We start from the raw sequence: 23,039 nt of genomic DNA on the forward strand, positions 1-23,039 counted from the left end.
GAGTTTTCGTCGTGTTCCAAACTGATTGAGAAGCGCAGGGAACCCGATAGGGCAAGCTTTGGGCTGGCCTTTTTTGGTTCGTTTTTTGGCCACGCAAAAAATGAACGCCCCAGCGGCAGCGTGTGAAAGAAAGTAAAACATCATCAATATAAGAAGGATTGTTTTAGATTTATAAGCCATTAGTTTCGCCTTGATGGCGAGTCAGGGAAATGTTTGCCCATTTCCCTAACAACCCTAGGGCACCCCACCGTGCTGGCCTACGGCTCCACTGCGTTGCTCACTTTGTCTGGCGTCTGGTTAAAACTCGCTAACGCTCAAACACTAACCAGCCGTTACCCAGACAAAGCTGCGCTACTCGTCAGCAAAAACGGGGAAATAGGGATCGCTCTTCGTCCCGTCTATTGCCGCTGAAAATTCGCTTTATTTTATGGATTAAGTGGACACGTGTTTGAGCGCAGCGAGTTGGTGTTCACGCCATAAAATACAGTGAATTTTTAGAGACAAGGCAATATCGGGTGCCCTTTTGTTTGGTTCGTTTATTTTGGGCATGCAAAATAAATGAACGCCCCGCGGCAGCGTCTGAAGTTGAATAAGATGAAGGTTCTAATAATTTTTACACTCACTCTAAATATTGAGGTTTATCTTAAGTCTAAAAGCCATTAGTTTCGCCTTAGTGGCGAGTCAGGGAAATGCGTGCCCATTTCCCTAACAACCCTAGGGCACCCCACCGTGCTGGCCTAAGGCTCCACTGCGTTGCTCGCTTTATCTGGTGATTGGTCAAAACTCCCTTCGGTCAGACACTGAACAATCATGATCCAGATAAACCTCCGCTACTCGTCAGCACAAACGGGGATTTGAAAAACTCCCCTTCTTACTATTGATCGCCGCTCACAATTAGAGCCTTATTAGGTTTCCCCAACCACACTTGAAAACCTCATCATTAACCCCATTTAACTCTCACCCAACTGAAACAAACAGTTTCCACTAATATCAGTAAATAATAGCCACAAAGCTAAACGAAGAAACCATGAGCAAAAAAGAACTCTTATATCGTGTCGAATTTATTCAAGCCGGCCAACGTTACGAACTCTACGCACGCGAGCTCAGCCAAGGCGGTTTATTTGGTTTTATCGAGATAGGTGACTTCGTGTGGGATACCCACACCTCGGTAGTATTAGATCCCAGCCACGAAAAACTCAAAGACGAATTTGCTGATGTGACTCGTACCTACATTCCCATGCATGCGGTATTAAGAATTGATTCGGTGACAAAGAAAGGTTTAGCCAAGATCACCGAATTTGATGGCAAAGTCACCCACTTCCCCAGTCCGATTTATACCCCAACCAATAAATAGAATGACTTAAAAAGTAGGTTGGGTTTCACAGGTTCAACCCAACCTACGCGAGTTAATGCTGTCATTATTTCGCCTTGATGGCGAGTCAGGGAAATATTCGCCATTCCCTGTGACTCAACTGCAAGCAGGTTGCTTCGCAATTCAAAATCGTTCCCGAAGATTTTGTGCATGCCCATTTCCCTAACAACCCTAGGGCACCCCACAGTGCTGGCCTGCGGCTCCACTCGTCATAACATTGATTCAGGCGGTCGGCTAAAACTCGCTTCGCTCACAAATTTGTCTGGAACAAATTTGGACGCCGAAGGCGCCCAAAGGGTGAGTGGCATGGATGCCACGAATCAAACACTAACCAGCCGTTACCCAGACAAAGCTGCGCTACTCGTCAGCACAAACGGGGAAATAGGGATCGCTTTTCGTCCCGTCTATTGCCGCTGAAAATTCGCTGTATTTTATGGATTAAGTGGACACGTGTTTGAGCGTAGCGAGTTGGTGTCCACGCCATAAAATACAGTGAATTTTTAGAGATAAGGCAATATCGGGTGCCTTTTTCTTTGGTTCGTTTCTTTTGGGCAAACAAAAGAAATGAACGCCCTGCGGCAGCATGTGATTTTAAATCAAGAAACTACCCGTTGGGTTTCGTTCCTCAACCCAACCTACCGTGCTAAATATTTAACTTTGAGGAAGATTACTTTTGAAGAAACCTTTTATCTGCGAGAGTCTTGATCAAAGACTCTTCACTTTGAAAGAGTGTAAAGTGATTAATATTAAAATCATTTAGATTCTTTAACATTTCACTCCTCAAACTGCCAGGAATAACGATCTTAATCAGTACATCCTGTTCAATAATGCTCGGTCGCTGAGTTTGATTATCAAAAACTGATTCATGAGAGCAAAAATAATGTCTTTCTCTCTCATAATCCCATTGCGTTGCGACTGTATACCAAGCCTTTTGAGCGAAATGCCTTTTATGAGTTCTAACAAATGGGCCTTGTAACGTTATTTTTGGTTTACTTCCCAATCCACCCTTTACACCATGCGGCCTCTCTATATAACAATATATTGCTGCTGGCTCAGTACATCGTTCAATCAATGCAAAGTATGCCGCAATGAATGGTGATTCTGACCAATCTAAAAGAGGCGATGGGTAACCATGATGTCTTAGATATACCAGATACTCATATGCTGGTATATCTACTTTAAAATGATCAATATTGTCATTTAGGTCTTTTTGGAGTTCTTCATGAGTCGGCAACTTCCAATTTTTTTCTGTAAATGCTTCTATTTCATGTGACTGCTGAATAGCACCAAAAACATAATCAAATACATGAAACTGTTTTTTCGTGGCTCTTTCGAGAGTTGTTTCTAACTTCCAGTTAGTGTTTGCCTGACCTCGAAACAAAATAAGATTATTACGTTCGTATCTTTTTCCGTTATCTAGTTCTTTTATTGTCTTCGAATAAATACTACGAACTTCATCTATAGCTTTTAGAAAGCCTTTCCATGTTCGTATATGTTTAGTAATCATTATGATTTCTTCTTCACCGGCCTCTGCCACCCACTAACCGTCTTCTGCTTAGACACCGTCAAAGTTAAAGCCTCCGAAGGAGCATCCTTCCGAATCGTAGACCCAGCGCCAATAGTCGCCCCATCCTCAACCGTCACTGGAGCAACCAACTGCGTATCCGACCCCACAAACACCCGATCCCCAATCACGGTACGATGTTTATTCGCACCATCATAGTTACAGGTAATGGTACCGGCACCGATATTTACATCAGCACCCATATCGGTATCACCAATATAACTTAAATGATTGATTTTAGAACCTAATCCGATATTCGCATTTTTAATTTCAACAAAGTTACCCACTTTGGCTTTTGCAGCTAAACGGCTACCCGGACGTAAACGGGCATAAGGACCTACCGAACAGTTAGTACCCACTTCAGCATTCTCAATAATGCTATTAGGCAGAATTTCAGCCCCTTGATGAATGATGCTATTGATGATGATGCAGTTGGCGCCGATAGTGACATCATTTGCCAGCGTATTATTGCCTTCGAAAATCACATTCACATCAACGGTAATATCTTGTCCAACCGTCAGTTCACCACGAATATCAACACGAGCGGGATCACGCATGGTGACACCTGCCATCATTAGTTCTGTGGCTTTTTTCTGCTGATAATAACTTTCCAGTTCGGCCAGTTGTACCCGGTTGTTTACACCAGCCACTTCCTGCTCGTCTTCACAGGTGATGGAGTCGATCTCGATGCCTTCTTCCACTGCTTTGGCAATCAGATCCGTCAGGTAATATTCACCTTGGGCATTATTGTTATCAAGTTGAGATAAAGCCCCGTTTAACCATTTTGCTGGAATACACATAATGCCGGTATTCACTTCGTTGATTTCACGCGTTTCTTCGTTGGCGTCTTTTTCTTCGGTGATCATCAGCATACGTCCGGTGACATCACGCACGATGCGGCCATAACCTGTTGGATCATCCAATACCGTGGTCAACACTTTGAGTGTATTAGCATCACCTTCATGAATTAGTGCCTCAAGGGTGTCTTTTTCTATGAGAGGTACATCACCATATAACACCAGGACTTGGTCACTCTCCTGATAAAAGGCTTTGGCCTGCTCAACAGCATGGCCTGTTCCCATTTGCTCTAGCTGCATAGCGGTATCAATACCTTGTTGCTGCAGATAAGGCACGACGTCATCTGCACCACTGCCACAGACCACAGCAAGTTGGCTGGGATTGAGTTGTTTGGCGGTATCAATCACATGTTGGAGTAAAGGTTTGTTAGCGAGTATGTGCATGACTTTCGGTTTAGCCGATTTCATGCGAGTGCCTTTACCGGCAGCGAGGATGATAATGCTCAGGCTCATAGGGTGTTCCATATTGGTGATAATGGGGTTAAGTTTAGCAGACAATAGATAAAAAAAAGGCCGTCACGAAGACAGCCTTTTTTATTTTTTACAGTGAAAGACTAACGTCCTTTACTGTTCGATCTCAATCGTTCGATTGCACGCAGTTGCGCCATTGCTTCAGCCAGTTCTTTCTGAGCTTCTGCAAAGTCACGTTTCGCTGAGCCGTCATTGATGGCTTTTTCTGCATCAGCTTTCGCTTGTAATGCAGCGGCTTCATCAACGTCAGCCGCACGTAATGCGGAGTCAGCCAACACAGTTACAACGTGTGGTTGAACTTCCAGCATGCCGCCAGAAACGTAGTACTGCTCTTCTTCGCCGTTGTCTTTTAAGACACGAACTTCACCTGGTTTAAGGCGAGTCAGCATAGGTGTGTGACGTGGGTAAATACCCACTTCACCCAACACAGCTGATGCAAAGACAGCTTGTGCCAGACCTGAAAAGATCTGTTTCTCTGCGCTTACGATATCAACATGGATAGTCATAGCCATGTTTACCTCCCAGGGGATTAGTACTTCTTAGCTTTCTCGACAGCTTCTTCGATGCTACCTACCATGTAGAACGCTTGTTCTGGTAGTGAATCGTAGTCGCCATTCAGAATGCCTTGGAAGCCAGCAATCGTGTCTTTCAGAGAGACGTATTTACCAGGTGCACCAGTAAAGACTTCTGCTACGAAGAACGGTTGTGACAAGAAACGCTGAATCTTACGAGCACGTGCTACTGTCAATTTATCTTCTTCTGACAGTTCGTCCATACCCAGAATCGCGATGATGTCTTTCAGTTCTTTATAACGTTGCAATGTACCTTGAACGCCACGAGCCACGTTATAGTGTTCGTTACCCACCACTAATGGATCTAGCTGACGTGAAGTTGAATCTAACGGATCGATTGCTGGGTAGATACCTAATTCAGCAATTGAACGTGACAATACAACAGTCGCGTCTAAGTGAGCGAAGGTCGTTGCTGGTGATGGGTCAGTCAAGTCATCCGCAGGTACGTATACCGCTTGGATAGAAGTGATAGAACCTGTCTTAGTTGACGTAATACGTTCTTGCAGAACACCCATTTCTTCAGCCAGTGTTGGTTGGTAACCTACCGCAGAAGGCATACGACCTAACAACGCTGATACTTCAGTACCGGCCAAAGTATAACGGTAAATGTTATCAACGAAGAACAGTACGTCACGGCCTTCATCACGGAAAAATTCCGCCATAGTCAGACCAGTCAACGCAACACGCAGACGGTTACCAGGTGGCTCATTCATCTGACCGTAAACCAGTGATACTTTGTCGATAACGTTTGAATCTGTCATTTCATGATAGAAGTCGTTACCTTCACGAGTACGTTCACCTACACCCGCGAATACTGAGTAACCGCTGTGCTCGATCGCGATGTTACGAATCAGTTCCATCATGTTAACGGTTTTACCTACACCGGCACCACCGAACAGACCGACTTTACCACCTTTAGCGAATGGGCAAACCAGGTCGATAACTTTGATACCTGTTTCCAGTAATTCATTACTGGCTGCTAATTCGTCAAATGACGGTGCTTTACGATGGATACCCCAACGCTCTTCTTCACCGATGTCGCCTTTTTCGTCAATAGGATTACCTAAGACGTCCATGATACGACCTAATGTTTTTTTACCAACCGGTACGCTAATCGCTTTACCTGTGTTGGAAACTGCTAAATCACGCTTCAGACCATCTGTTGTACCCATGGCAATTGCGCGAACAACACCGTCACCTAGTTGTTGTTGAACTTCCAGCGTTAAGCCAGCTTCTTCAACCAGGAGGGCGTCATATACTTTAGGCAGGCTGTCACGTGGGAATTCCACGTCGACGACCGCGCCGATAATTTGAACAATCTTTCCAGAGCTCATCTCGCTTCCTCTTAATATCTTCTATATCAGTTATACCGCAGCGGCACCTGCAACAATCTCGGAGATCTCTTGCGTAATCGCAGCTTGTCGAGCTTTGTTGTAAACCAATTGCAAGTCATCAATAAGATCACCTGCATTGTCGCTCGCATTTTTCATTGCGATCATTCGAGAGGCTTGCTCACAGGCAATATTCTCGACAACACCTTGGTAAACTAATGATTCGATGTAACGAACGAGCAGGTCGTCAAGTACATCTTTTGCATCAGGTTCGTAAATGTAATCCCAGTGATGGGAAAGCTCTTCGCTCGGCTTCTCAGGCTTGGCCGGTAACAACCGTACAATTTTGTTTTCCTGAGTCATGGTGTTCACGAACTCGTTATAAACAAAATATAGGCTGTCAATCTGACCTTCGTTGTAAGCATCCAGCATAACCTTAACAGTACCAATCAGTTCATGCGCTTGTGGCGCATCACCTAATTGCACTTTCTGACTGACAAGGTTGACGGGCAGTCGTTTAAAGAAAGTAGACGCTTTCTGGCCGATAGCACAGACATCTACTTCCAAACCTGCATCCAATTTTGTTTTGATATCTTTCAAAACGGATTTAAACAGGTTGTTATTCAGACCGCCACAAAGTCCGCGATCAGACGAGACCACAATGTAGCCAACACGTTTGCTTTCTTCACGATCTTGTAAGTACGGATGTTTGTACTCTGGATGTGCAAAAGCTAAATGCTGAATAACGTTGTAAATCTTGTCTGAATAAGGACGTGTCGCTACCATGCGATCTTGAGCCTTACGCATTTTACTCGCTGCAACCATCTCCATAGCAGAAGTAATTTTCTGCGTATTTTTGATGCTGCCAATTTGAGTCCGTATCTCTTTACCGCTAGCCATGACTTATGCTCCGATTACCAGCTACCAGTTTTTTTAAAGCTCTCAATTGCAGTTTTCATTTGCGCTGCAATGTCGTCATTAAAGTTACCGGTTTCGTTAATAGTTGCCATCAAGTCAGCTTGGTTTGAATGCATATTCGCTAATAAAGCGGCTTCAAAGTCGCCCACTTTATTGACTTCAACATCATCCAGGAAACCTTCGTTAGCTGCGAACAGCGATACCGCCATTTCAGCCACTGACAGAGGTTGATATTGTTTCTGTTTCATCAGTTCAGTAACACGTTGACCACGGTTAATCTGTGCACGTGTCGCTTCATCAAGGTCAGAAGCAAACTGAGCGAACGCTGCCAATTCACGATACTGAGCCAAGTCTAGACGAATACCGCCGCCCAGTTTCTTGATGATTTTCGTCTGAGCTGCACCACCAACACGAGATACTGACAGACCCGCGTTAATCGCAGGACGGATACCTGAGTTGAACAAGTCAGTTTCAAGGAAGATCTGACCGTCAGTAATCGAAATAACGTTAGTCGGTACGAACGCAGATACGTCACCCGCTTGTGTTTCGATGATAGGCAATGCAGTTAATGAACCTGTTTTACCTTTAACAGCACCGTTAGTTTCTTTTTCAACGTAGTCTGCGTTAACACGAGCAGCACGTTCTAACAGGCGTGAGTGAAGGTAGAAAACGTCACCAGGATAAGCTTCACGACCAGGTGGACGACGTAACAACAGAGATACCTGACGGTATGCCCATGCTTGTTTAGTTAAGTCATCATAAATGATCAGAGCATCTTCACCTTTATCACGGAAGTACTCACCCATCGAGCAACCGGCATAAGGTGCAATAAATTGCAGCGCAGCAGAGTCTGATGCAGAAGCAGCAACGATGATGGTGTGATCTAAGGCACCGTGTTCTTCTAACTTACGAACAACGTTAGCAATAGAAGATGCTTTTTGACCAACAGCCACATAGATACATTTAACGCCTGTACCTTTTTGGTTGATGATGGTGTCGATAGCAATCGCTGTTTTACCAGTTTGACGGTCACCGATAATCAGCTCACGCTGGCCACGACCGACTGGAATCATAGAGTCAACTGATTTCAAACCAGTTTGGATGGGTTGATCAACCGATTGACGAGCGATAACGCCAGGCGCTACTTTCTCAATTGGAGAAGAGCTTTCTGCATTGATATCACCTTTACCATCAATTGGTTTACCTAGTGAGTCAACAACACGACCTAATAGTGCTTCGCCTGTTGGTACTTCAAGAATACGACCAGTACATTTAACTTTGTCGCCTTCTGAAATGTGTTGGTAAGCACCCAGAATAACGGCACCTACTGAGTCACGCTCAAGGTTAAGGGCCATACCAAACGTGTTACCTGGGAATTCAAGCATTTCCCCTGACATCACATCTGCTAAGCCATGAATACGAACGATACCGTCGGTAACACCGACTACGGTACCTTCTGTACGCGCTTCAGTGGCCCCTTCAAAGCTTTCGATACGCTTTTTGATCAGGTCACTGATTTCTGCTGAATTCAGTTGCATCTCTGTTTCCTCTATAAACGGGCCGCTTATGTAATAGCGTTGGCCAGTCTGTTCAGTTTACCCACGGCAGAACCGTCGATTACCATATCGCCTGCTCGAATAATTGCACCACCCAGTAAGCTTTCATCAATGGTCGTGTTTAATGTAATGTCACGGCCCAGACGTGCTTTCAGAGCGGCAGAAATTTTTGCGGCCTGCTCTTCCGTCAAAGGACGTGCTGAAATTACATCAGCAGTCATTAATTTTTCAGCTTCTTCACGTAATGCTTCGAAGAGAACGGTAATATCTGTCAGTAATAACAGACGGTTATTTTCTGCCAACAACAACAGAAAGTTGCGTGCATCGGCTGTCATTGCATCGCCAGCAATCTCTGCCAACAAATCAACAGCCTGCTCGTCACTTACTGCAGGGCTAGTGATAATGGATTGCATTTCTGGTTCTAAAACACATTGTGCTAAAACCGCAAGCAGGTCAGACCACGCCTTCAACTCGCCTTTTTCCTGCGCGATAGAAAATACCGCGTTGGCATAGGGACGAGCGATGGTTATTGCTTCTGCCATCCTAACATTCCTCTAGATTTGGCTAACCAATTCGTCAAGCAAATCGGTGTGTGCCTTTTCATCAATTTCACGGCCGACAATTTTACTGGCACCAGCCAGCGCAATACTGCCAACTTGTGACTTCAACTCGTCACGAGCACGGTTTGCTTCCTGTTCAATCTCAGCTTTCGCCGCTGTCAGGATTCGCTCACCTTCAACACGGGCATTGTCTTTTGACTCGTCCACAATTTGGTTACCACGTTTAGTTGCTTGAGCAACGATTTCATTCGCTTGCTCTTTCGCTTCGTGGATCACTTGCTGTGCACGTTTTTCAGCCAACTCTTGCTCATGTCTACCACGCTCTGCAGCTGCCAGACCGTCAGCAATTTTCTTTTTACGCTCTTCAAGCGCTTGCATGATAGGTGGCCATACATACTTCATGCAGAAGGCAATGAAGATCGCAAAAGCGATCATCTGGCCTATGATGGTTGCATTGATATTCATGCCTGTACCTCTAATTTATCGCTAATGGGAAGTTATAAATCTTAACCAGCCACTGCGAACAGAACGTACATAGCCAAACCAACAGCAATCATAGGTACCGCGTCAACCAGACCAGCAACCAGGAAGAACTGTGTACGTAACATTGGAACTAATTCAGGTTGGCGAGCAGCAGCTTCTAAGAAACGACCACCTAATAAACCAACACCAATAGCCGCACCCAGTGCGCCCAAGCCGATCATTAAAGCACCAGCAATATAAACTAAACCCATATCCATTTTTTTCTCCTACAAAAAGTAAAGACTAAAAACAAAAAGTTAAAAACCCAACAAACATCAATGATGTTCTTGATGTGCCATATCCAGATAAACCGTTGTCAGCACCATAAAGATAAATGCCTGTAACGTGATAATCAGAATATGGAAAATCGCCCAGCCGATCTGTAACAGACCAGCAAAAGATCCCATCACAATACCTGCGCTATACATAGTCGCAATCAGGATGAATACCATTTCACCGGCATACATATTGCCGAACAGTCGTAAACCTAACGAGAATGGTTTTGACAATAATGTAACGGTTTCCAGAATCAAGTTAATTGGCAACGCCCATTTACCAAAAGGCTGGAAGGCTAATTCACCCAGGAAACCACCTGTACCCTTAATCTTAAAGCTGTAGAACAGCATTAAGGCAAACACTAACAACGCCATGCCTAATGTGGCATTTGGATCAGTTGAAGGTACGATTTTGAAGAACACATGATGCGGATCCGCACCAAACATTGCTGCAGCACCTTGAGCCACCGCCATCGGAATCAAATCAACAGGCAGTAAGTCCATTAAGTTCATCAGGAATATCCAGACGAAGATGGTCAGTGCAAGAGGAGCTACAAGGTTATTTTTACCACCGGAGAAAGACCCTCTCACAGTGTCATCAATGAAGTCGATAATCATTTCAGCAAAGTTTTGCATGCCGGTAGGGATACCAGCAGAAGCTTTTTTAGCAGCGCTGCGGAAGAACCACATCATCAGAGCGCCTAATAGGAGAGACATAAACATCGTATCGACGTTAATTGCCCAGAATCCCATTTTAGCGGCTTCTTCTGCTGAAGTTGCAAAGCCCCAGTCGCCGTTCGGAGCCCAAACGCCAGGCTCAATTTGTACTTGTTTCTGACCAAACGTCAGATTTTGAAGGTGATGCTTGATGTATTCTGATGTAGTAATTGTTTCACTAGCCATGTCGGTTTCAAGCCCGGTTAGTATGTCCCATAAACAACATCATCTGTGTCGCTGTAAAGCCAAGCATCAACGCTACAATATTCATCTCTAACAAAATAATGCCAGTGGTAAACATTACAATCGTATTCAGCCAGCGTTCAGCTACACATCTGTATGCTCTACTTAAATTTCTCTCGGCATCTGCTCTTGCAGTCTCCACTGCTCGCAGGATATGCCAAATCATCAAGAGCGTATTGATGATTGCAATGATGCTGCCAAAACCAGCCGCAATTGCGCTCTCAAAACCACTTGACCAAGAGGCGAAAAGTACAACTAGTGCCCACATGGCAACCTGCCACCACACAACACGTTTGAGTGGTTGCAATCTAGTTAACTGTTCCATTTTTTCCACTTGGATTTAGTCTTTGCGTTAAGCAAATCATGGCATTATATAGACGTATACTTAGCCGGGTCAACGACAATTATCGACTTCAATACGATATTCACTACTCATGTCAGGATACAGAATCCTGACTATTGGAACTAAGTTCTCAACTTAGATCATCGGCTATCCTAGCTATATCTTAATCTGTACTCAGATTGATCCATTCTCTAGGCAACTTCCTGTGTTAGTCTCGTTGGTAAAGCCAGTCCTTTCGGGGACAGTTTAAATTTCTCACAATGTGCCAGATAAAGTTTTTTCAGTTCTTCTTCACCCATCAGATTGCCAGCTTCATCACGATAACTGATATTCCCAGCCACGGGCTCACCCTGCCATCTTTTTTCAATGGCTGTACGCTCACTTTGTGTTTTGAACCAAGTAATAAACTCATTGGCTTTTGCCAGTAAACGATAGCTTGATGCCCAGGCATTAACTGCCATCGTATAGTAATAAGGCTGTTCCGCAATATTGCCAGGAATAATTTCAATCTTGTTATACCATGGACTGGCCGGGTTTTTACTGGCCCAGTGATAAATTGGCAGATCGACGCCAAACGCATCTACAACACCATCAGCAAGACAGTGATGTATTCTGGACTGATCGGAATAAGCGATTAAATTCTCCAACATCACCTTTCCATTAGGTTTATTTTCATTACTGCTCCAACGCACTCCTCTATGCTCTAATAAATCGAATGCCGCCGGGTCATTAATGATGCCTAATACTTTACCGTCTAAGTCATTAACACCATTGATTCGCTTATCCCCTTTTCTTCTTGCTAACACCCAGTGAAGATAAGTATAGGCTTCTGAATAAGCCACATTGTCGTACTCGGCTGATGGCGGCAATGCACTAATAACAATATCTGCCGGCGGTTCACCAAATTTCTTACCTGCTGTGAGTAATTCGGTGCACATGTCCCACGGTGCTTCGATAAATTCGCACTCTACCCCGAGATAACTAGCAAATGCTTTAGCATAATCGATATCCAAGCCCTCAAGTGGTCCGCCTAATTTCTCGCGAAAAGATAAACCAACAAAATTGGGTTCAACAGCAACGCGTAATTTTCCACGATTCAAAATATCATCCAGCTGATCGTGGGCGGCATCAGGCACCAGATACAATTTTTTTAAGGTATTATCAAAAGCCCCTATCGCTTTGTCGATATTGGCATTCTGAATATCGATCTCATCCAAACCAGAACTCATCTCTTCCACAACATCATTAATGATGCGGTTTTTACCCTTTATACGCTCCATGGAACCCGAGCTTAAATCCAGCGTTTCAAAAATGACGGCCGTGTTATTCATGACAAGTCGGAGTTGATCACTGATCGATTGGAATAGCTGCGTTAATTGTGCCGTAGCAGCTTGTATGACCTCGACGAAATTGTCGAGCCGTTGCTTATTGGACTGGCTGATATTTTGTAATTCATCGTTGACCACTGTGAAATCAAGCTGTTTAGCTGCTTGCTGAGCCTGTTCCATGGTCACAGAAGCAAGTCGTCTTACTTCATCGGCCACAACCGCAAACCCCCTGCCATGTTCTCCCGCCCTGGCAGCTTCAATCGCTGCGTTTAAGGCTAGCAAATTAACGCCTTTTCCGATTTCTAAAATACCGTCTAACACGTCGGTAACATTATGAGATTTTTCGGCAAGCGTCTGACTGATCTGCTCCATCGCTTCACTAACCGAGGTGTTTACCTCTTTTACTTCAACATCAATTTGTGACTGTAAAGCACCTACCGTTGAATTTGAGCTGTTTAGATAATCATTTGCCATATTCAGTTCAGCATCGAGCTTGCTTGTTCGCTGACTGATTTCAGATAAAAAGTTGTCTTGTACTTCCAAAGCACGAAAAATCTGGCGTGATAATTGGGATGTCTGGGAGCTGACTAACTGCAAAGCTCGATAGAACCGTTTTTCATCTTCACTAAAAGCCACCTCTTCAACAGGGGCTTCCATCACTTGTGTATCATCCAGTGACTGTTTAGAAACAGGATTGCTAAGAATTCTTCTTAATAAACTCATTGGCTAACTTTCCAAATACATAGGCATATATTTGGTTTATGCAATAGCCAGTCCAATCTCTGGTTATATTTCCTAGACTTTGAAAATAGCTAATAACGATCAGTTAAACCATAAAAAGTAAGCGCACACTCACATTTAAGCCTCTACGATTCAATGGATTTATATATAAATCTTTTTTTGAGGATGAAGTTGTATTTAACAAGACTTATTGCTCATCAACCGTGGTTAACGCACCACAGGAATGCAAAGTTTCATTTTTGTGCATTTATTCTGTAAATTCTGAAAACAAATCCATTATGCCCCAATCTGCTTCATCAGATTTTTTAACTCATCAATGTTGGCATAATCAAAGACAAGCTTACCTTTACCATTAGCTCGATGTTTTATGCTAATTCCTTTGCCTAACTTATTGGCAATTCGCTTTTCTAGCTCTTCGATATCCGCTTGCACGACAGCTGGCTCAGCTTTTTTCTCTGGTGAAGGCTTTAGAATGCGTCTGATCAGCTGTTCTGTTTCTCTGACAGACAGTACCTTTTCCACAATTTGCTTAGCCGCTTCTGATTGAACAGTGCCTTCAAGCCCTAGCAAGGCTCGGGCATGGCCCATCTCAATATCGCCATTTTCCAGCATACGTTTAACATCATCATTCAGATTACGTAATCGCAATAAATTAGTCACCGTAGCACGAGACTTACCAACCGCTTCAGCCGCCTGCTGATGGGTCATTTCAAACTCTTCACGTAAACGGAATAAGGCATTAGCTTCTTCCATCGGGTTGAGGTTTTCACGCTGAATATTTTCAATCAAGGCCATGGCAATGGCACTTCTGTCAGAAACGTCACGAATTAAGACAGGTACTTCCACAAGCCCTGCCATTCTGGATGCTCGCCAACGGCGTTCACCAGCCACTATTTCATATTTACCTTCACCGATAGGGCGAACAACAATTGGCTGAACCAGTCCTTGGGCACGGATAGAGTCGGCCAGTTCTTCCAGAGACTCTTGAGACATATCAATACGTGGCTGATATTTGCCCGGCTGAATCATATCAAGAGGAAAATGTTGCAAACTATCATCTAGATTTGCGTTTTCTTCCTGATGAACATCCGCAAGCAAGGCATCTAGCCCTCGTCCCAAACCTCTTTTTTTACTCATTCTCTATCAACCTTGTCATTTAGCACTTTGCTTTTGTCGTCGCATAAATTCACTGGCTAGCGCCATGTAAGCAATCGACCCTCTAGAGGCCCGGTCATAATTCAATACAGGTAATCCATAACTCGGCGCTTCAGCTAACCTGACGTTTCTTGGAATAATCGAGTGAAAAACCTTTGCGTCAAAATGGCTAATCAATTGCCGAGAAACCTCATTGGCAAGATTATTCCGAGCATCAAACATGGTTCTCAATAATCCGGTGACTTCCAGATTGGGGTTGGCTCGCTGTTTTACCCTTTCAATCGTTTTCAGTAATGACGATAAACCTTCAAGTGCATAGTATTCACATTGAATCGGAATCAAAACACCCTGTGCTGCAACCAACGCATTGACGGTAAGCATACTCAATGAGGGCGGACAGTCAATCAGAATGTAATCATACTTATCACGTGTTGACTCAAGCGCAAGACGTAAACGATGCTCTCGCAGCTTAATCTCCAGTAACTCGACCTCAGCCGCCGTTAAATCAGCATTGGTTGGCATGACATCAAAGCCAATCTCATCGGGTCGAATAATGGCATCAACTGCACGCGCCTCAGCCATGATCACTTCATAACTGCTGTTTTCTATCTGATTTTTATCCAGCCCGCATCCTGTTGTCGCATTTCCCTGCGGGTCAAGATCAATGAGCAAGACTTTTTTACCATAATCGGCCAGTGACGCTGCCAGATTAACTGTTGTGGTCGTTTTACCCACTCCCCCTTTCTGGTTGGTCACCGCAAAGATATCGCCCATACTTAGTCTTAATCCTTGATAAGTCTTACTAAATGTCTTTCACCATCACACTCAGGCACGTTTAAAGATATGACATCGTGCAAATGAAAGTCTGTAGATTCAAATGCTAATTCTTCTTCTGGGTAAGTGCCTTTCATCAGCACTAATTTGCCACCCTCCTCACAATGAGAACCGGCAAGCTGAATGATGTCATCAATACTGGCAAATGCCCGAGCCGTGATAATAGCAAATTTAGGTAAAGATACCTGTTCTACACGCCCATGCACAACCGTGACGTTATCTAAGGCAAGTTCTGCTTTGACTTGTTGTAAAAAACGCGTTTTTTTTGAGTTACTATCAAGTAAGCTGACCCGCGTTTGCGGTTGGCAGATAGCAACAGGCACACCAGGTAAGCCTCCACCGGTACCTACATCTAATAATGATATTGATGTGATATAGGGTAATACTGAGAGACTATCGATAATATGACGAGCCATCATTTGCTCCGGCTCGCGAATGGATGTCAGGTTGTATACCTTGTTCCATTTATGTAACAACATCACGTAAGCGACAAGTTTCTGGCATTGTTCGTCGGCTAACGTTAGCCCAAGTAACTCACATCCACGCTTTAACTGGTTTAATAGACTTTGCTCAAGCATTAACTCGCTTCGCTCATTCCGCTACGCTTTAAATGCACTAATAATAGTGAGACGGCGGCGGGCGTCACACCTGAAATTCGTGCAGCCTGACCTAAATTTCCTGGCCTTGCCTGTTCTAGTTTCTCACGAACTTCATTAGACAAACCACGAACGTTTTTATAGTCCATATCCAGTGGCAATTCCGTGTTCTCATGGCGTTGCAAACGTTCGATCTCATTTTGCTGACGATCAATGTAACCCGAATATTTAGCCTGAATCACCACCTGCTCAGCTACATCATCAGCAACATCTTGCTCTTCACCCATCAAATCAAGCAGTCCTGCATAATCAACTTTCGGGCGTCGCAGTAATTCTTTTGCTGAAGCAACTTTATTCAGTTTCTCGCCTAAGACTTGTTCAGCTCTTTCTTGATCCACTTTTTCCGGTACAAACTTGTAACTGTCCAGACGAGCATTTTCTTTGGCGACAGCATCCTGCTTCTCATTGAATACCGCCCAGCGCTCGTCATCTACCAACCCTAGTTGACGGGCAATTGGTGTCAGGCGAATATCCGCATTGTCTTCGCGAAGCATTAAACGATATTCAGCGCGGCTGGTGAACATGCGATATGGCTCGCGGGTGCCGGAGGTAATTAAATCATCAATAAGTACGCCCATATAGGCTTCATCACGACGCGGATACCACTGTTCTTCACCACGCGCCTGTAAACCCGCATTGAGACCAGCAATCAGACCTTGTGCCCCAGCTTCTTCGTACCCCGTTGTACCATTAATCTGACCGGCAAAGAATAATCCAGCCATGTGTTTGGTTTCTAACCAGGGATGCAGATCACGTGGATCAAAAAAGTCATACTCAATCGCATAACCTGGTCTGGTAATGTGCGCATTTTCCAAACCTTTCATGGAACGGACAATTTCATATTGCACATCAAACGGCAGGCTTGTTGATATGCCATTCGGATAGACTTCACCACATTCCAGACCTTCTGGCTCCAGGAAAATCTGATGGGACTGACGATCAGCAAAACGAACGACTTTATCTTCAATTGAAGGACAGTAACGTGGACCAATACCTTCAATTTCACCGCTATACATCGGGGAGCGGTCCAGATTATTTCTGATCACATCATGAGTTCGCTCATTGGTGTGAGTAATAAAGCACGAGATTTGGCGAGGATGATGCTCAGTTTTACCTAAGAAAGAAAAAACAGGGGTCGGTGTATCACCCGGTTGTTCGGTCAGTTCTGAGAAATTAATACTATTGATATCAATACGTGGTGGTGTACCGGTTTTTAAGCGATCAACTCTAAAAGGTAAAGCACGCAGGCGTTGGGATAAAGCAATAGAAGCAGGATCGCCAGCGCGACCACCTTGATGATGTTGTAAGCCAATATGAATTAAACCGCCAAGGAAAGTCCCCACAGTTAACACAACGGCTTTAGCTGAGAAACGTAAACCCGCTTGTGTCACGACACCAACAACTCGATCATTTTCCACAACAAGATCATCGACTGGTTGCTGGAATATATATAGGTTGGGTTGATTTTCCAGGTAAGCCCGCACTGCCGCTTTATAACGAATACGATCGGCCTGAGCACGTGTCGCTCTTACTGCTGGCCCCTTGCTGGAGTTCAATGTACGAAATTGAATACCCGCTCTATCAGCGGCTTTTGCCATAATCCCGCCCATGGCATCAATTTCTTTGACCAGATGACCTTTACCAATGCCACCGATTGCTGGATTACAACTCATTTGCCCCAGTGTCTCGATGTTTTGCGTCAATAGTAGTGTCTTCACACCTTGACGTGCAGACGCTAAAGCCGCTTCAGTCCCGGCATGACCACCGCCAACAACGATGACCTCGTAATGATCCTGGAAACTCATATCACACCAACAATCTAAAAAATAAAGAGGGTAATTTTAACATGCTGTTAATAATGTTTGCCTATAATTCAAACGTTTATCTTACAAACCACTGAGGACATTATGGAAAAAAACCGTGGCATTAAGCGCTTACTCTTCGCTCTGGTCTACTCATGGCAAGGTCTCATCTCAGCCTTGAAACACGAAGAGGCCTTTCGTCAGGAGTTTTTTGCGTTTGTTTTTTTAACCGCTATCAGCTTTTATCTTGATGTCACCGCGGTCGAACGGTTACTGATGATTTCCAGTGTTGTTTTAGTGATGATCGTTGAAGTATTGAACTCGGCCATTGAAACTGTTGTTGATCGTGTCAGTACAGATAAACACAAATTATCTGGCCGAGCTAAAGACTATGGTTCTTTTGCTGTGTTAATGACCATCTTGATTGCTACTGCTACCTGGCTGACTATTTTGCTTTAGCATCCATTCTATAAGATGCCACCATTAATAAGATGCCAAACACAATCATCGGTAAACAGAGAATTTGGCCCATCGTTAACCAGTCAAACGCTAAATAGCCATACTGAGCATCAGGAATACGAACAAACTCGATGATAAAGCGGAAAAATCCATATCCCAGCAAGAACAAACCAGAAACCGCCGCTTTCGGTCTCGGTTTAGAAGAGAACCACCATAAAATGATAAACAACAAGACACCTTCTAATGCCGCTTCATAAAGCTGTGAAGGATGTCTTGGTAATGGCCCTGCACCTGGAAAAATCATGGCCCAGGGTACATCACTGACTTTTCCCCATAATTCACCATTAATAAAGTTACCAATGCGACCGAACATCAAACCGATCGGTACCATCGGTGCAATAAAATCACTGATCTCAAAAAAAGATTTCCCGGTTTTTCTACCAAACCACCAAAAGGCTGTCAGCACACCCAGTAAACCACCATGGAACGACATACCGCCCTGCCAGATTTTGAACAGATTCAGTGGGTTTTCCAGGTTAGTCTGCAAGTCATAAAAAATGGCATAGCCTAAACGACCACCGATAATGACACCGACCGCACCATAAAAAAGTAAGTCTTCTAATTGTTGTCGGGTCCAGTCTGTTTTATTTACACGGTAAAGACCTAACAACCACACAAACAAAAAACCAAATAGATACATCAACCCATACCAATGAATGTGCAGAGGGCCAATGCTTAAGGCGATAGGATCAATTTGGGGATATGTCATCTGTGTCACTCTATGTAAAGTACAGCAATCATACCAATTCAGTGCATATAACGCGAAAGATAAAATCTTATCTGCACCATTTTGGACAAAGCGTCAAATTTATCGCACCAAATTGATCACAATCATTCGGTTAATGCTATCCGTTGACTATCTATATCTCTGTTTTATATAAAATTTGTAAAGTTGGCACACATTCTGCTCTTGTTGTTGTAGTATGAATACAAAGTGTTGCAAAAGACCAACGCATGGATTCAAAAAAGACTAATAAACATTTTAAAACCGAGGAGTAACACCATAATGAAATTACGTACAATTTCGGCTCTTACACTAGCAGCGACATCATTATTTGCTGCATCATCAGCAATGGCTTGGGAAAGTGAAGACGGTCAGCACTCAACCAGTGCTAGCGTTACATTAACAACAGACTACATTTTCCGTGGTATTTCATTAACAGACGAAGATCCAGCTATCCAAGGTAGTTTTGATTACGCACACTCATCAGGTCTGTATGCTGGTACTTGGGCATCAAATATCAGTGACAGTGCTGATAGCAATATTGAAATTGACCTTTATGCTGGTTTCGCTAATGAGTTTGGTGACACTGGTATTGGCTACGATGTATCAGTTGTTCGTTACACTTATCCTGGTCAAAACAGTAATGACGAACTTGATTACACAGAATACTTAGGTTCTCTTTCATACAGCTACTTCACTGCAATGATTGGTTACACAAACAATATTCAAGGTGGTGATGGTAAAGATGCTGATGAAATCTACTACAACCTTGCGTTTGATTATGAACTTCCATACGGCTTCGGCTTAAATGCTGCAATTGGTTACACTGACTCTGATCGTAATGATTATGACAGCACTTTATCTGACAGCTACATGGACTACACAATCGGATTATCAAAATCATTTATTGGTCTTGACTGGTCTGTAGCTTATGTTGGTACAAACAGCGATGGTGAAGACTTTGAATTAGGTGATGGAACATCTGACGATCGCTTCGTAGCTAGCGTTAGCGCATCATTCTAAACTTCTCACAGCTACCCCCTCGATGTTGAGGGGGTAGATTTTCTACAGAAGGAAATACGCTTATGAAACAAGTTGTAGCAATTATTAAGCCCTTCAAGCTTGATGATGTCAGAGAGTCTCTCTCAGAAATCGGTGTACAAGGATTAACCGTTTCAGAGGTAAAAGGTTTTGGACGTCAAAAAGGCCACACCGAACTTTATCGTGGTGCTGAGTATGTCGTTGATTTCTTACCTAAGTTGAAATTGGAAATCGCCGTCGATGACGATATCGTCGAACAAGTGATTGAAGCCATTATCAAAGGCGCCAACACTGGCAAAATTGGTGACGGTAAAATCTTTGTTTATCCATTAGAGCAAGTGGTCCGTATTCGCACAGGCGAAACCGGTCCTGATGCACTGTAAGCTTGGGGAGAAAATAATATGGAAAATCAAATTTTCGAACTCCAATATGCCATGGATACCTTTTACTTCTTAGTAATGGGTGCTCTTGTCATGTGGATGGCCGCTGGATTCTCAATGTTAGAAGCCGGTCTGGTTCGCGCAAAAAATACGACTGAAATCTTAACCAAAAACGTGATGTTGTTTGCTATTGCCTGCACAGCTTATCTGGTTGTTGGTTATGACATCATGTACGGCGGCGGTATCTTCCTTGCTGGGATTGATGGCGGTGACACATTAGTTGCAGATGCCTTAGCATCTTCTGCTGAAAATGGTTTTGATGGTGGTTCTGTTTACTCAGCTGCTTCAGACTTTTTCTTCCAAGTTGTTTTCGTTGCAACTGCGATGTCTATCGTCTCTGGTGCGGTTGCTGAACGTATGAAGCTGTGGGCATTTGCTGGCTTTGCGATCGTCATGACTGCGTTTATCTACCCAATGGAAGGTTCTTGGACATGGGGTGGTAACGATGTCTTAGGTATGTACAACCTTGGTGACCTTGGTTTCTTAGACTTTGCCGGTTCAGGTATCGTGCATATGGCTGGTGCTGCTGCAGCTCTTGCAGGTGTATTGTTACTTGGTGCTCGTAAAGGCAAATACGGCCCTAACGGCGAAATTAACCCAATTCCAGGTGCTAACTTACCAATGGCAACATTAGGTACATTCATCTTATGGATGGGTTGGTTCGGCTTTAACGGTGGTTCAGTTTTAAAACTAGGTGATATTGCCAGTGCCAACTCTGTTGCTATGGTATTCCTGAATACCAATGCTGCTGCAGCTGGTGGTGTTATCGCTGCCCTTATTGTGGCTAAAATCATGTTCGGTAAAGCGGACTTAACTATGATTCTTAATGGTGCATTAGCCGGTCTTGTTGCTATCACTGCAGGTCCTGATACTCCATCACCATTAATGGCGACTATCATCGGTGCTATCGGCGGTATCATCGTTGTCTTCTCAATCGTCTTCTTAGACAAACTGAAAATCGACGATCCTGTTGGTGCGATCTCTGTTCACGGTACCGTTGGTCTGTGGGGTCTGTTAGCAGTGCCTTTAACAAACAGTGATGCTTCATTCTCTGGTCAGTTGATTGGTGCAGCAACTATCTTTGTCTGGGTATTTGTTACCAGCTTGATCGTCTGGGGTATCCTAAAAGCTGTGATGGGTCTGCGTGTCTCTGAAGAAGAAGAGTACGAAGGCGTTGACTACGTTGAATGTGGTATGGAAGCGTACCCAGAGTTTACTAACACTGGCAAATAAGCCACTTAGGCAAACTCAATAAATAAAAAGGGCAAGTATTCATTACTTGCCCTTTTTTATTTTTGCGATATCAATAATAGCTACTGATGGTACTTTTCACTTAATCGATGTACAGAATCAACGAGTCTTGCCATATTCTCTGGGTTCACCGATGGGTGAATACCATGACCAAGGTTAAATACATGGCCTGTTCCGTTACCATAAGCTTCAAGAATCGTACTCACTTCTTGTTCAACACGATCGGGTGATGCATATAAAACGCATGGGTCCATATTGCCTTGTAACGTCACCTTATCACCGACACGCTGTCTTGCTGAACGAATATCTGTCGTCCAATCCAGTCCTAATCCATTCACACCGGTCTCAGCCATCCATTCCAGCCATTGGCCACCACCTTTGGTAAACAGGGTCACAGGAACTTCTCGTCCTTCAGATTCTTTAATCAAACCATTAACGATTTTGTCCATATAAGCTAGTGAGAATGCTTTGTAATTCTCAGGACTTAATGTGCCGCCCCAGGTATCAAATAACATAATAGCTTGAGCACCCGCTTTAATTTGAGCGTTTAAATAGTCAATAACCGACTCAGCCAATACATTTAGTAAAGCATGCATTTGATCTGGTGCATCAAACATCATGCCTTTTACTTTTGCAAAGTCTTTACTGCTTCCACCTTCCACCATATAACACGCCAGAGTCCAAGGGCTGCCACTAAAACCGATAAGTGGTACTTTGCCATCGAGTTCTTTTCTGGTCAGACGTATCGCATCCATCACATAGCCAAGAGAATCTTCCATATCAGGTACTGCAAGATTAGCTATATCCTGTGCATTTTGAATTGTTTTAGAAAACTTTGGCCCTTCACCCGTGACAAAATGCAGTCCTAGACCCATCGCGTCAGGTACAGTTAAGATATCTGAAAAGATGATAGCGGCATCAAGGTCATAGCGTCTAAGTGGTTGTAAGGTAACTTCACAAGCCAATTCAGGGGTAGAACAAAGCGTCATAAAATTGCCCGCTTTTTGTCTGACTTCACAGTATTCAGGCAAATAACGACCCGCCTGACGCATGACCCAGACCGGGGTTTTGTCTACCGGTTGCTTTAGTAATGCCCTGAGATAACGATCGTTTTTTAGACTGCTCACAATTGACTCCTGAATAGCTGGACCTGTTTTTAAGAATGATAGATATAAAAAAGGCTTCATCATACAGGAAGCCCTATCCCTGTATGAAAAAGCCTTATTGTTTAATGATGTAGATCAGTG

The 23,039-nt window shown here is 43.8% G+C and carries 23 protein-coding genes; 5 read left to right on the forward strand and 18 right to left on the reverse strand.

What is annotated here, in order from left to right:
* Positions 1-1,027: 1,027 nt before the first annotated feature.
* On the forward strand, positions 1,028-1,354 hold the full coding sequence (locus AC13DA_RS02580) for a DUF1820 family protein (RefSeq protein WP_273179336.1): 327 nt from the start codon (positions 1,028-1,030) through the stop codon (positions 1,352-1,354).
* Between the two features lie 685 nt (positions 1,355-2,039).
* Here AC13DA_RS02580 and AC13DA_RS02585 read toward each other — a convergent pair.
* The 16 genes from AC13DA_RS02585 to mnmG form a co-directional block, all read right to left on the reverse strand.
* Positions 2,040-2,909, reverse strand: coding sequence for an FRG domain-containing protein (locus AC13DA_RS02585; RefSeq protein ID WP_139031820.1), 870 nt, complete (start codon positions 2,907-2,909; stop codon positions 2,040-2,042).
* Positions 2,879-4,246 carry a bifunctional UDP-N-acetylglucosamine diphosphorylase/glucosamine-1-phosphate N-acetyltransferase GlmU gene (glmU, locus tag AC13DA_RS02590; protein WP_284451427.1) on the reverse strand — a complete coding sequence of 456 codons (1,368 nt, stop codon included), beginning with the start codon at positions 4,244-4,246 and terminating at the stop codon, positions 2,879-2,881. The genes AC13DA_RS02585 and glmU overlap by 31 nt, the downstream gene beginning before the upstream one ends.
* 101 nt (positions 4,247-4,347) lie before the next feature.
* Entirely contained in the window at positions 4,348-4,776 is a 429-nt protein-coding gene (locus AC13DA_RS02595) for a F0F1 ATP synthase subunit epsilon (protein ID WP_007144160.1), read from the reverse strand.
* A 17-nt stretch (positions 4,777-4,793) separates the two neighbouring features.
* Positions 4,794-6,170 carry a F0F1 ATP synthase subunit beta gene (atpD, locus tag AC13DA_RS02600; protein WP_007144161.1) on the reverse strand — a complete coding sequence of 459 codons (1,377 nt, stop codon included), beginning with the start codon at positions 6,168-6,170 and terminating at the stop codon, positions 4,794-4,796.
* A 30-nt stretch (positions 6,171-6,200) separates the two neighbouring features.
* Positions 6,201-7,067 (reverse strand): F0F1 ATP synthase subunit gamma, encoded by an 867-nt coding sequence (atpG, locus tag AC13DA_RS02605; protein ID WP_284451426.1) that lies wholly within the window; start codon positions 7,065-7,067, stop codon positions 6,201-6,203.
* A gap of 14 nt (positions 7,068-7,081) precedes the next feature.
* Positions 7,082-8,623, reverse strand: coding sequence for a F0F1 ATP synthase subunit alpha (gene atpA / locus AC13DA_RS02610; RefSeq protein ID WP_284451425.1), 1,542 nt, complete (start codon positions 8,621-8,623; stop codon positions 7,082-7,084).
* 26 nt (positions 8,624-8,649) lie between these two features.
* Positions 8,650-9,183 (reverse strand): F0F1 ATP synthase subunit delta, encoded by a 534-nt coding sequence (locus AC13DA_RS02615; protein ID WP_007144164.1) that lies wholly within the window; start codon positions 9,181-9,183, stop codon positions 8,650-8,652.
* A gap of 12 nt (positions 9,184-9,195) precedes the next feature.
* Entirely contained in the window at positions 9,196-9,666 is a 471-nt protein-coding gene (locus tag AC13DA_RS02620; protein ID WP_007144165.1) for a F0F1 ATP synthase subunit B, read from the reverse strand.
* Positions 9,667-9,707: 41 nt separating this feature from the next.
* A complete protein-coding gene (gene atpE / locus AC13DA_RS02625) occupies positions 9,708-9,941 on the reverse strand; it encodes a F0F1 ATP synthase subunit C (RefSeq protein ID WP_007144166.1) in 234 nt (77 codons plus the stop codon).
* Positions 9,942-9,998: 57 nt separating this feature from the next.
* A complete protein-coding gene (atpB, locus tag AC13DA_RS02630) occupies positions 9,999-10,901 on the reverse strand; it encodes a F0F1 ATP synthase subunit A (protein ID WP_007144167.1) in 903 nt (300 codons plus the stop codon).
* Between the two features lie 7 nt (positions 10,902-10,908).
* Positions 10,909-11,283: an ATP synthase subunit I gene (locus AC13DA_RS02635; RefSeq protein ID WP_007144168.1), complete on the reverse strand. Its 375-nt coding sequence runs from the start codon at positions 11,281-11,283 to the stop codon at positions 10,909-10,911.
* Positions 11,284-11,492: 209 nt separating this feature from the next.
* Complete coding sequence (locus AC13DA_RS02640) at positions 11,493-13,352, reverse strand: methyl-accepting chemotaxis protein (RefSeq protein ID WP_284451424.1); 1,860 nt, start codon at positions 13,350-13,352, stop codon at positions 11,493-11,495.
* 294 nt (positions 13,353-13,646) lie between these two features.
* Complete coding sequence (locus tag AC13DA_RS02645; RefSeq protein ID WP_284451423.1) at positions 13,647-14,507, reverse strand: ParB/RepB/Spo0J family partition protein; 861 nt, start codon at positions 14,505-14,507, stop codon at positions 13,647-13,649.
* 15 nt (positions 14,508-14,522) lie between these two features.
* The gene (locus AC13DA_RS02650; protein ID WP_007144171.1) at positions 14,523-15,299 is read right to left on the reverse strand and encodes a ParA family protein; all 777 of its coding nucleotides are present in this window, start codon (positions 15,297-15,299) and stop codon (positions 14,523-14,525) included.
* Between the two features lie 8 nt (positions 15,300-15,307).
* Positions 15,308-15,937, reverse strand: coding sequence for a 16S rRNA (guanine(527)-N(7))-methyltransferase RsmG (rsmG, locus tag AC13DA_RS02655; protein ID WP_284451422.1), 630 nt, complete (start codon positions 15,935-15,937; stop codon positions 15,308-15,310).
* The gene (gene mnmG, locus AC13DA_RS02660; protein ID WP_284451421.1) at positions 15,937-17,820 is read right to left on the reverse strand and encodes a tRNA uridine-5-carboxymethylaminomethyl(34) synthesis enzyme MnmG; all 1,884 of its coding nucleotides are present in this window, start codon (positions 17,818-17,820) and stop codon (positions 15,937-15,939) included. Before mnmG ends, rsmG begins: the two co-directional genes overlap by 1 nt.
* A 102-nt stretch (positions 17,821-17,922) precedes the next feature.
* Here mnmG and AC13DA_RS02665 point away from each other — a divergent pair, with 102 nt between their 5' ends.
* Entirely contained in the window at positions 17,923-18,276 is a 354-nt protein-coding gene (locus AC13DA_RS02665) for a diacylglycerol kinase (RefSeq protein WP_007144174.1), read from the forward strand.
* On the opposite strand, the gene lgt is transcribed toward AC13DA_RS02665, so the two are convergent.
* Positions 18,263-19,045 (reverse strand): prolipoprotein diacylglyceryl transferase, encoded by a 783-nt coding sequence (gene lgt / locus AC13DA_RS02670; protein WP_284451420.1) that lies wholly within the window; start codon positions 19,043-19,045, stop codon positions 18,263-18,265. The two genes, AC13DA_RS02665 and lgt, sit on opposite strands and share 14 nt — an antisense overlap.
* Before the next feature lie 297 nt (positions 19,046-19,342).
* Here lgt and AC13DA_RS02675 point away from each other — a divergent pair, with 297 nt between their 5' ends.
* The 3 genes from AC13DA_RS02675 (at position 19,343) to AC13DA_RS02685 (ending at position 21,774) form a co-directional block, all read left to right on the forward strand.
* Positions 19,343-20,083 (forward strand): TorF family putative porin, encoded by a 741-nt coding sequence (locus tag AC13DA_RS02675; RefSeq protein WP_284451419.1) that lies wholly within the window; start codon positions 19,343-19,345, stop codon positions 20,081-20,083.
* Between the two features lie 62 nt (positions 20,084-20,145).
* Entirely contained in the window at positions 20,146-20,484 is a 339-nt protein-coding gene (locus AC13DA_RS02680; RefSeq protein WP_007144177.1) for a P-II family nitrogen regulator, read from the forward strand.
* A gap of 18 nt (positions 20,485-20,502) precedes the next feature.
* Positions 20,503-21,774 carry an ammonium transporter gene (locus AC13DA_RS02685; RefSeq protein ID WP_284451418.1) on the forward strand — a complete coding sequence of 424 codons (1,272 nt, stop codon included), beginning with the start codon at positions 20,503-20,505 and terminating at the stop codon, positions 21,772-21,774.
* 80 nt (positions 21,775-21,854) lie between these two features.
* On the opposite strand, the gene hemE is transcribed toward AC13DA_RS02685, so the two are convergent.
* A complete protein-coding gene (gene hemE / locus AC13DA_RS02690) occupies positions 21,855-22,919 on the reverse strand; it encodes a uroporphyrinogen decarboxylase (protein ID WP_040576316.1) in 1,065 nt (354 codons plus the stop codon).
* Positions 22,920-23,039 lie beyond the last annotated feature (120 nt).

The organism is Methylophaga sp. F-2 (genome assembly GCF_056859315.1).

Coding starts and splice junctions, on each gene's coding strand:
- AC13DA_RS02580 (WP_273179336.1), top strand. CDS start 1,028: ATGAGCAAAAAAGAACTCTTATATCGTGTCGAATTTATTCAAGCCGGC.
- glmU (WP_284451427.1), bottom strand. CDS start 4,246: ATGAGCCTGAGCATTATCATCCTCGCTGCCGGTAAAGGCACTCGCATG.
- AC13DA_RS02595 (WP_007144160.1), bottom strand. CDS start 4,776: ATGGCTATGACTATCCATGTTGATATCGTAAGCGCAGAGAAACAGATC.
- atpD (WP_007144161.1), bottom strand. CDS start 6,170: ATGAGCTCTGGAAAGATTGTTCAAATTATCGGCGCGGTCGTCGACGTG.
- atpG (WP_284451426.1), bottom strand. CDS start 7,067: ATGGCTAGCGGTAAAGAGATACGGACTCAAATTGGCAGCATCAAAAAT.
- atpA (WP_284451425.1), bottom strand. CDS start 8,623: ATGCAACTGAATTCAGCAGAAATCAGTGACCTGATCAAAAAGCGTATC.
- AC13DA_RS02615 (WP_007144164.1), bottom strand. CDS start 9,183: ATGGCAGAAGCAATAACCATCGCTCGTCCCTATGCCAACGCGGTATTT.
- AC13DA_RS02620 (WP_007144165.1), bottom strand. CDS start 9,666: ATGAATATCAATGCAACCATCATAGGCCAGATGATCGCTTTTGCGATC.
- atpE (WP_007144166.1), bottom strand. CDS start 9,941: ATGGATATGGGTTTAGTTTATATTGCTGGTGCTTTAATGATCGGCTTG.
- atpB (WP_007144167.1), bottom strand. CDS start 10,901: ATGGCTAGTGAAACAATTACTACATCAGAATACATCAAGCATCACCTT.
- AC13DA_RS02635 (WP_007144168.1), bottom strand. CDS start 11,283: ATGGAACAGTTAACTAGATTGCAACCACTCAAACGTGTTGTGTGGTGG.
- AC13DA_RS02640 (WP_284451424.1), bottom strand. CDS start 13,352: ATGAGTTTATTAAGAAGAATTCTTAGCAATCCTGTTTCTAAACAGTCA.
- AC13DA_RS02645 (WP_284451423.1), bottom strand. CDS start 14,507: ATGAGTAAAAAAAGAGGTTTGGGACGAGGGCTAGATGCCTTGCTTGCG.
- AC13DA_RS02650 (WP_007144171.1), bottom strand. CDS start 15,299: ATGGGCGATATCTTTGCGGTGACCAACCAGAAAGGGGGAGTGGGTAAA.
- rsmG (WP_284451422.1), bottom strand. CDS start 15,937: ATGCTTGAGCAAAGTCTATTAAACCAGTTAAAGCGTGGATGTGAGTTA.
- mnmG (WP_284451421.1), bottom strand. CDS start 17,820: ATGAGTTTCCAGGATCATTACGAGGTCATCGTTGTTGGCGGTGGTCAT.
- AC13DA_RS02665 (WP_007144174.1), top strand. CDS start 17,923: ATGGAAAAAAACCGTGGCATTAAGCGCTTACTCTTCGCTCTGGTCTAC.
- lgt (WP_284451420.1), bottom strand. CDS start 19,045: ATGACATATCCCCAAATTGATCCTATCGCCTTAAGCATTGGCCCTCTG.
- AC13DA_RS02675 (WP_284451419.1), top strand. CDS start 19,343: ATGAAATTACGTACAATTTCGGCTCTTACACTAGCAGCGACATCATTA.
- AC13DA_RS02680 (WP_007144177.1), top strand. CDS start 20,146: ATGAAACAAGTTGTAGCAATTATTAAGCCCTTCAAGCTTGATGATGTC.
- AC13DA_RS02685 (WP_284451418.1), top strand. CDS start 20,503: ATGGAAAATCAAATTTTCGAACTCCAATATGCCATGGATACCTTTTAC.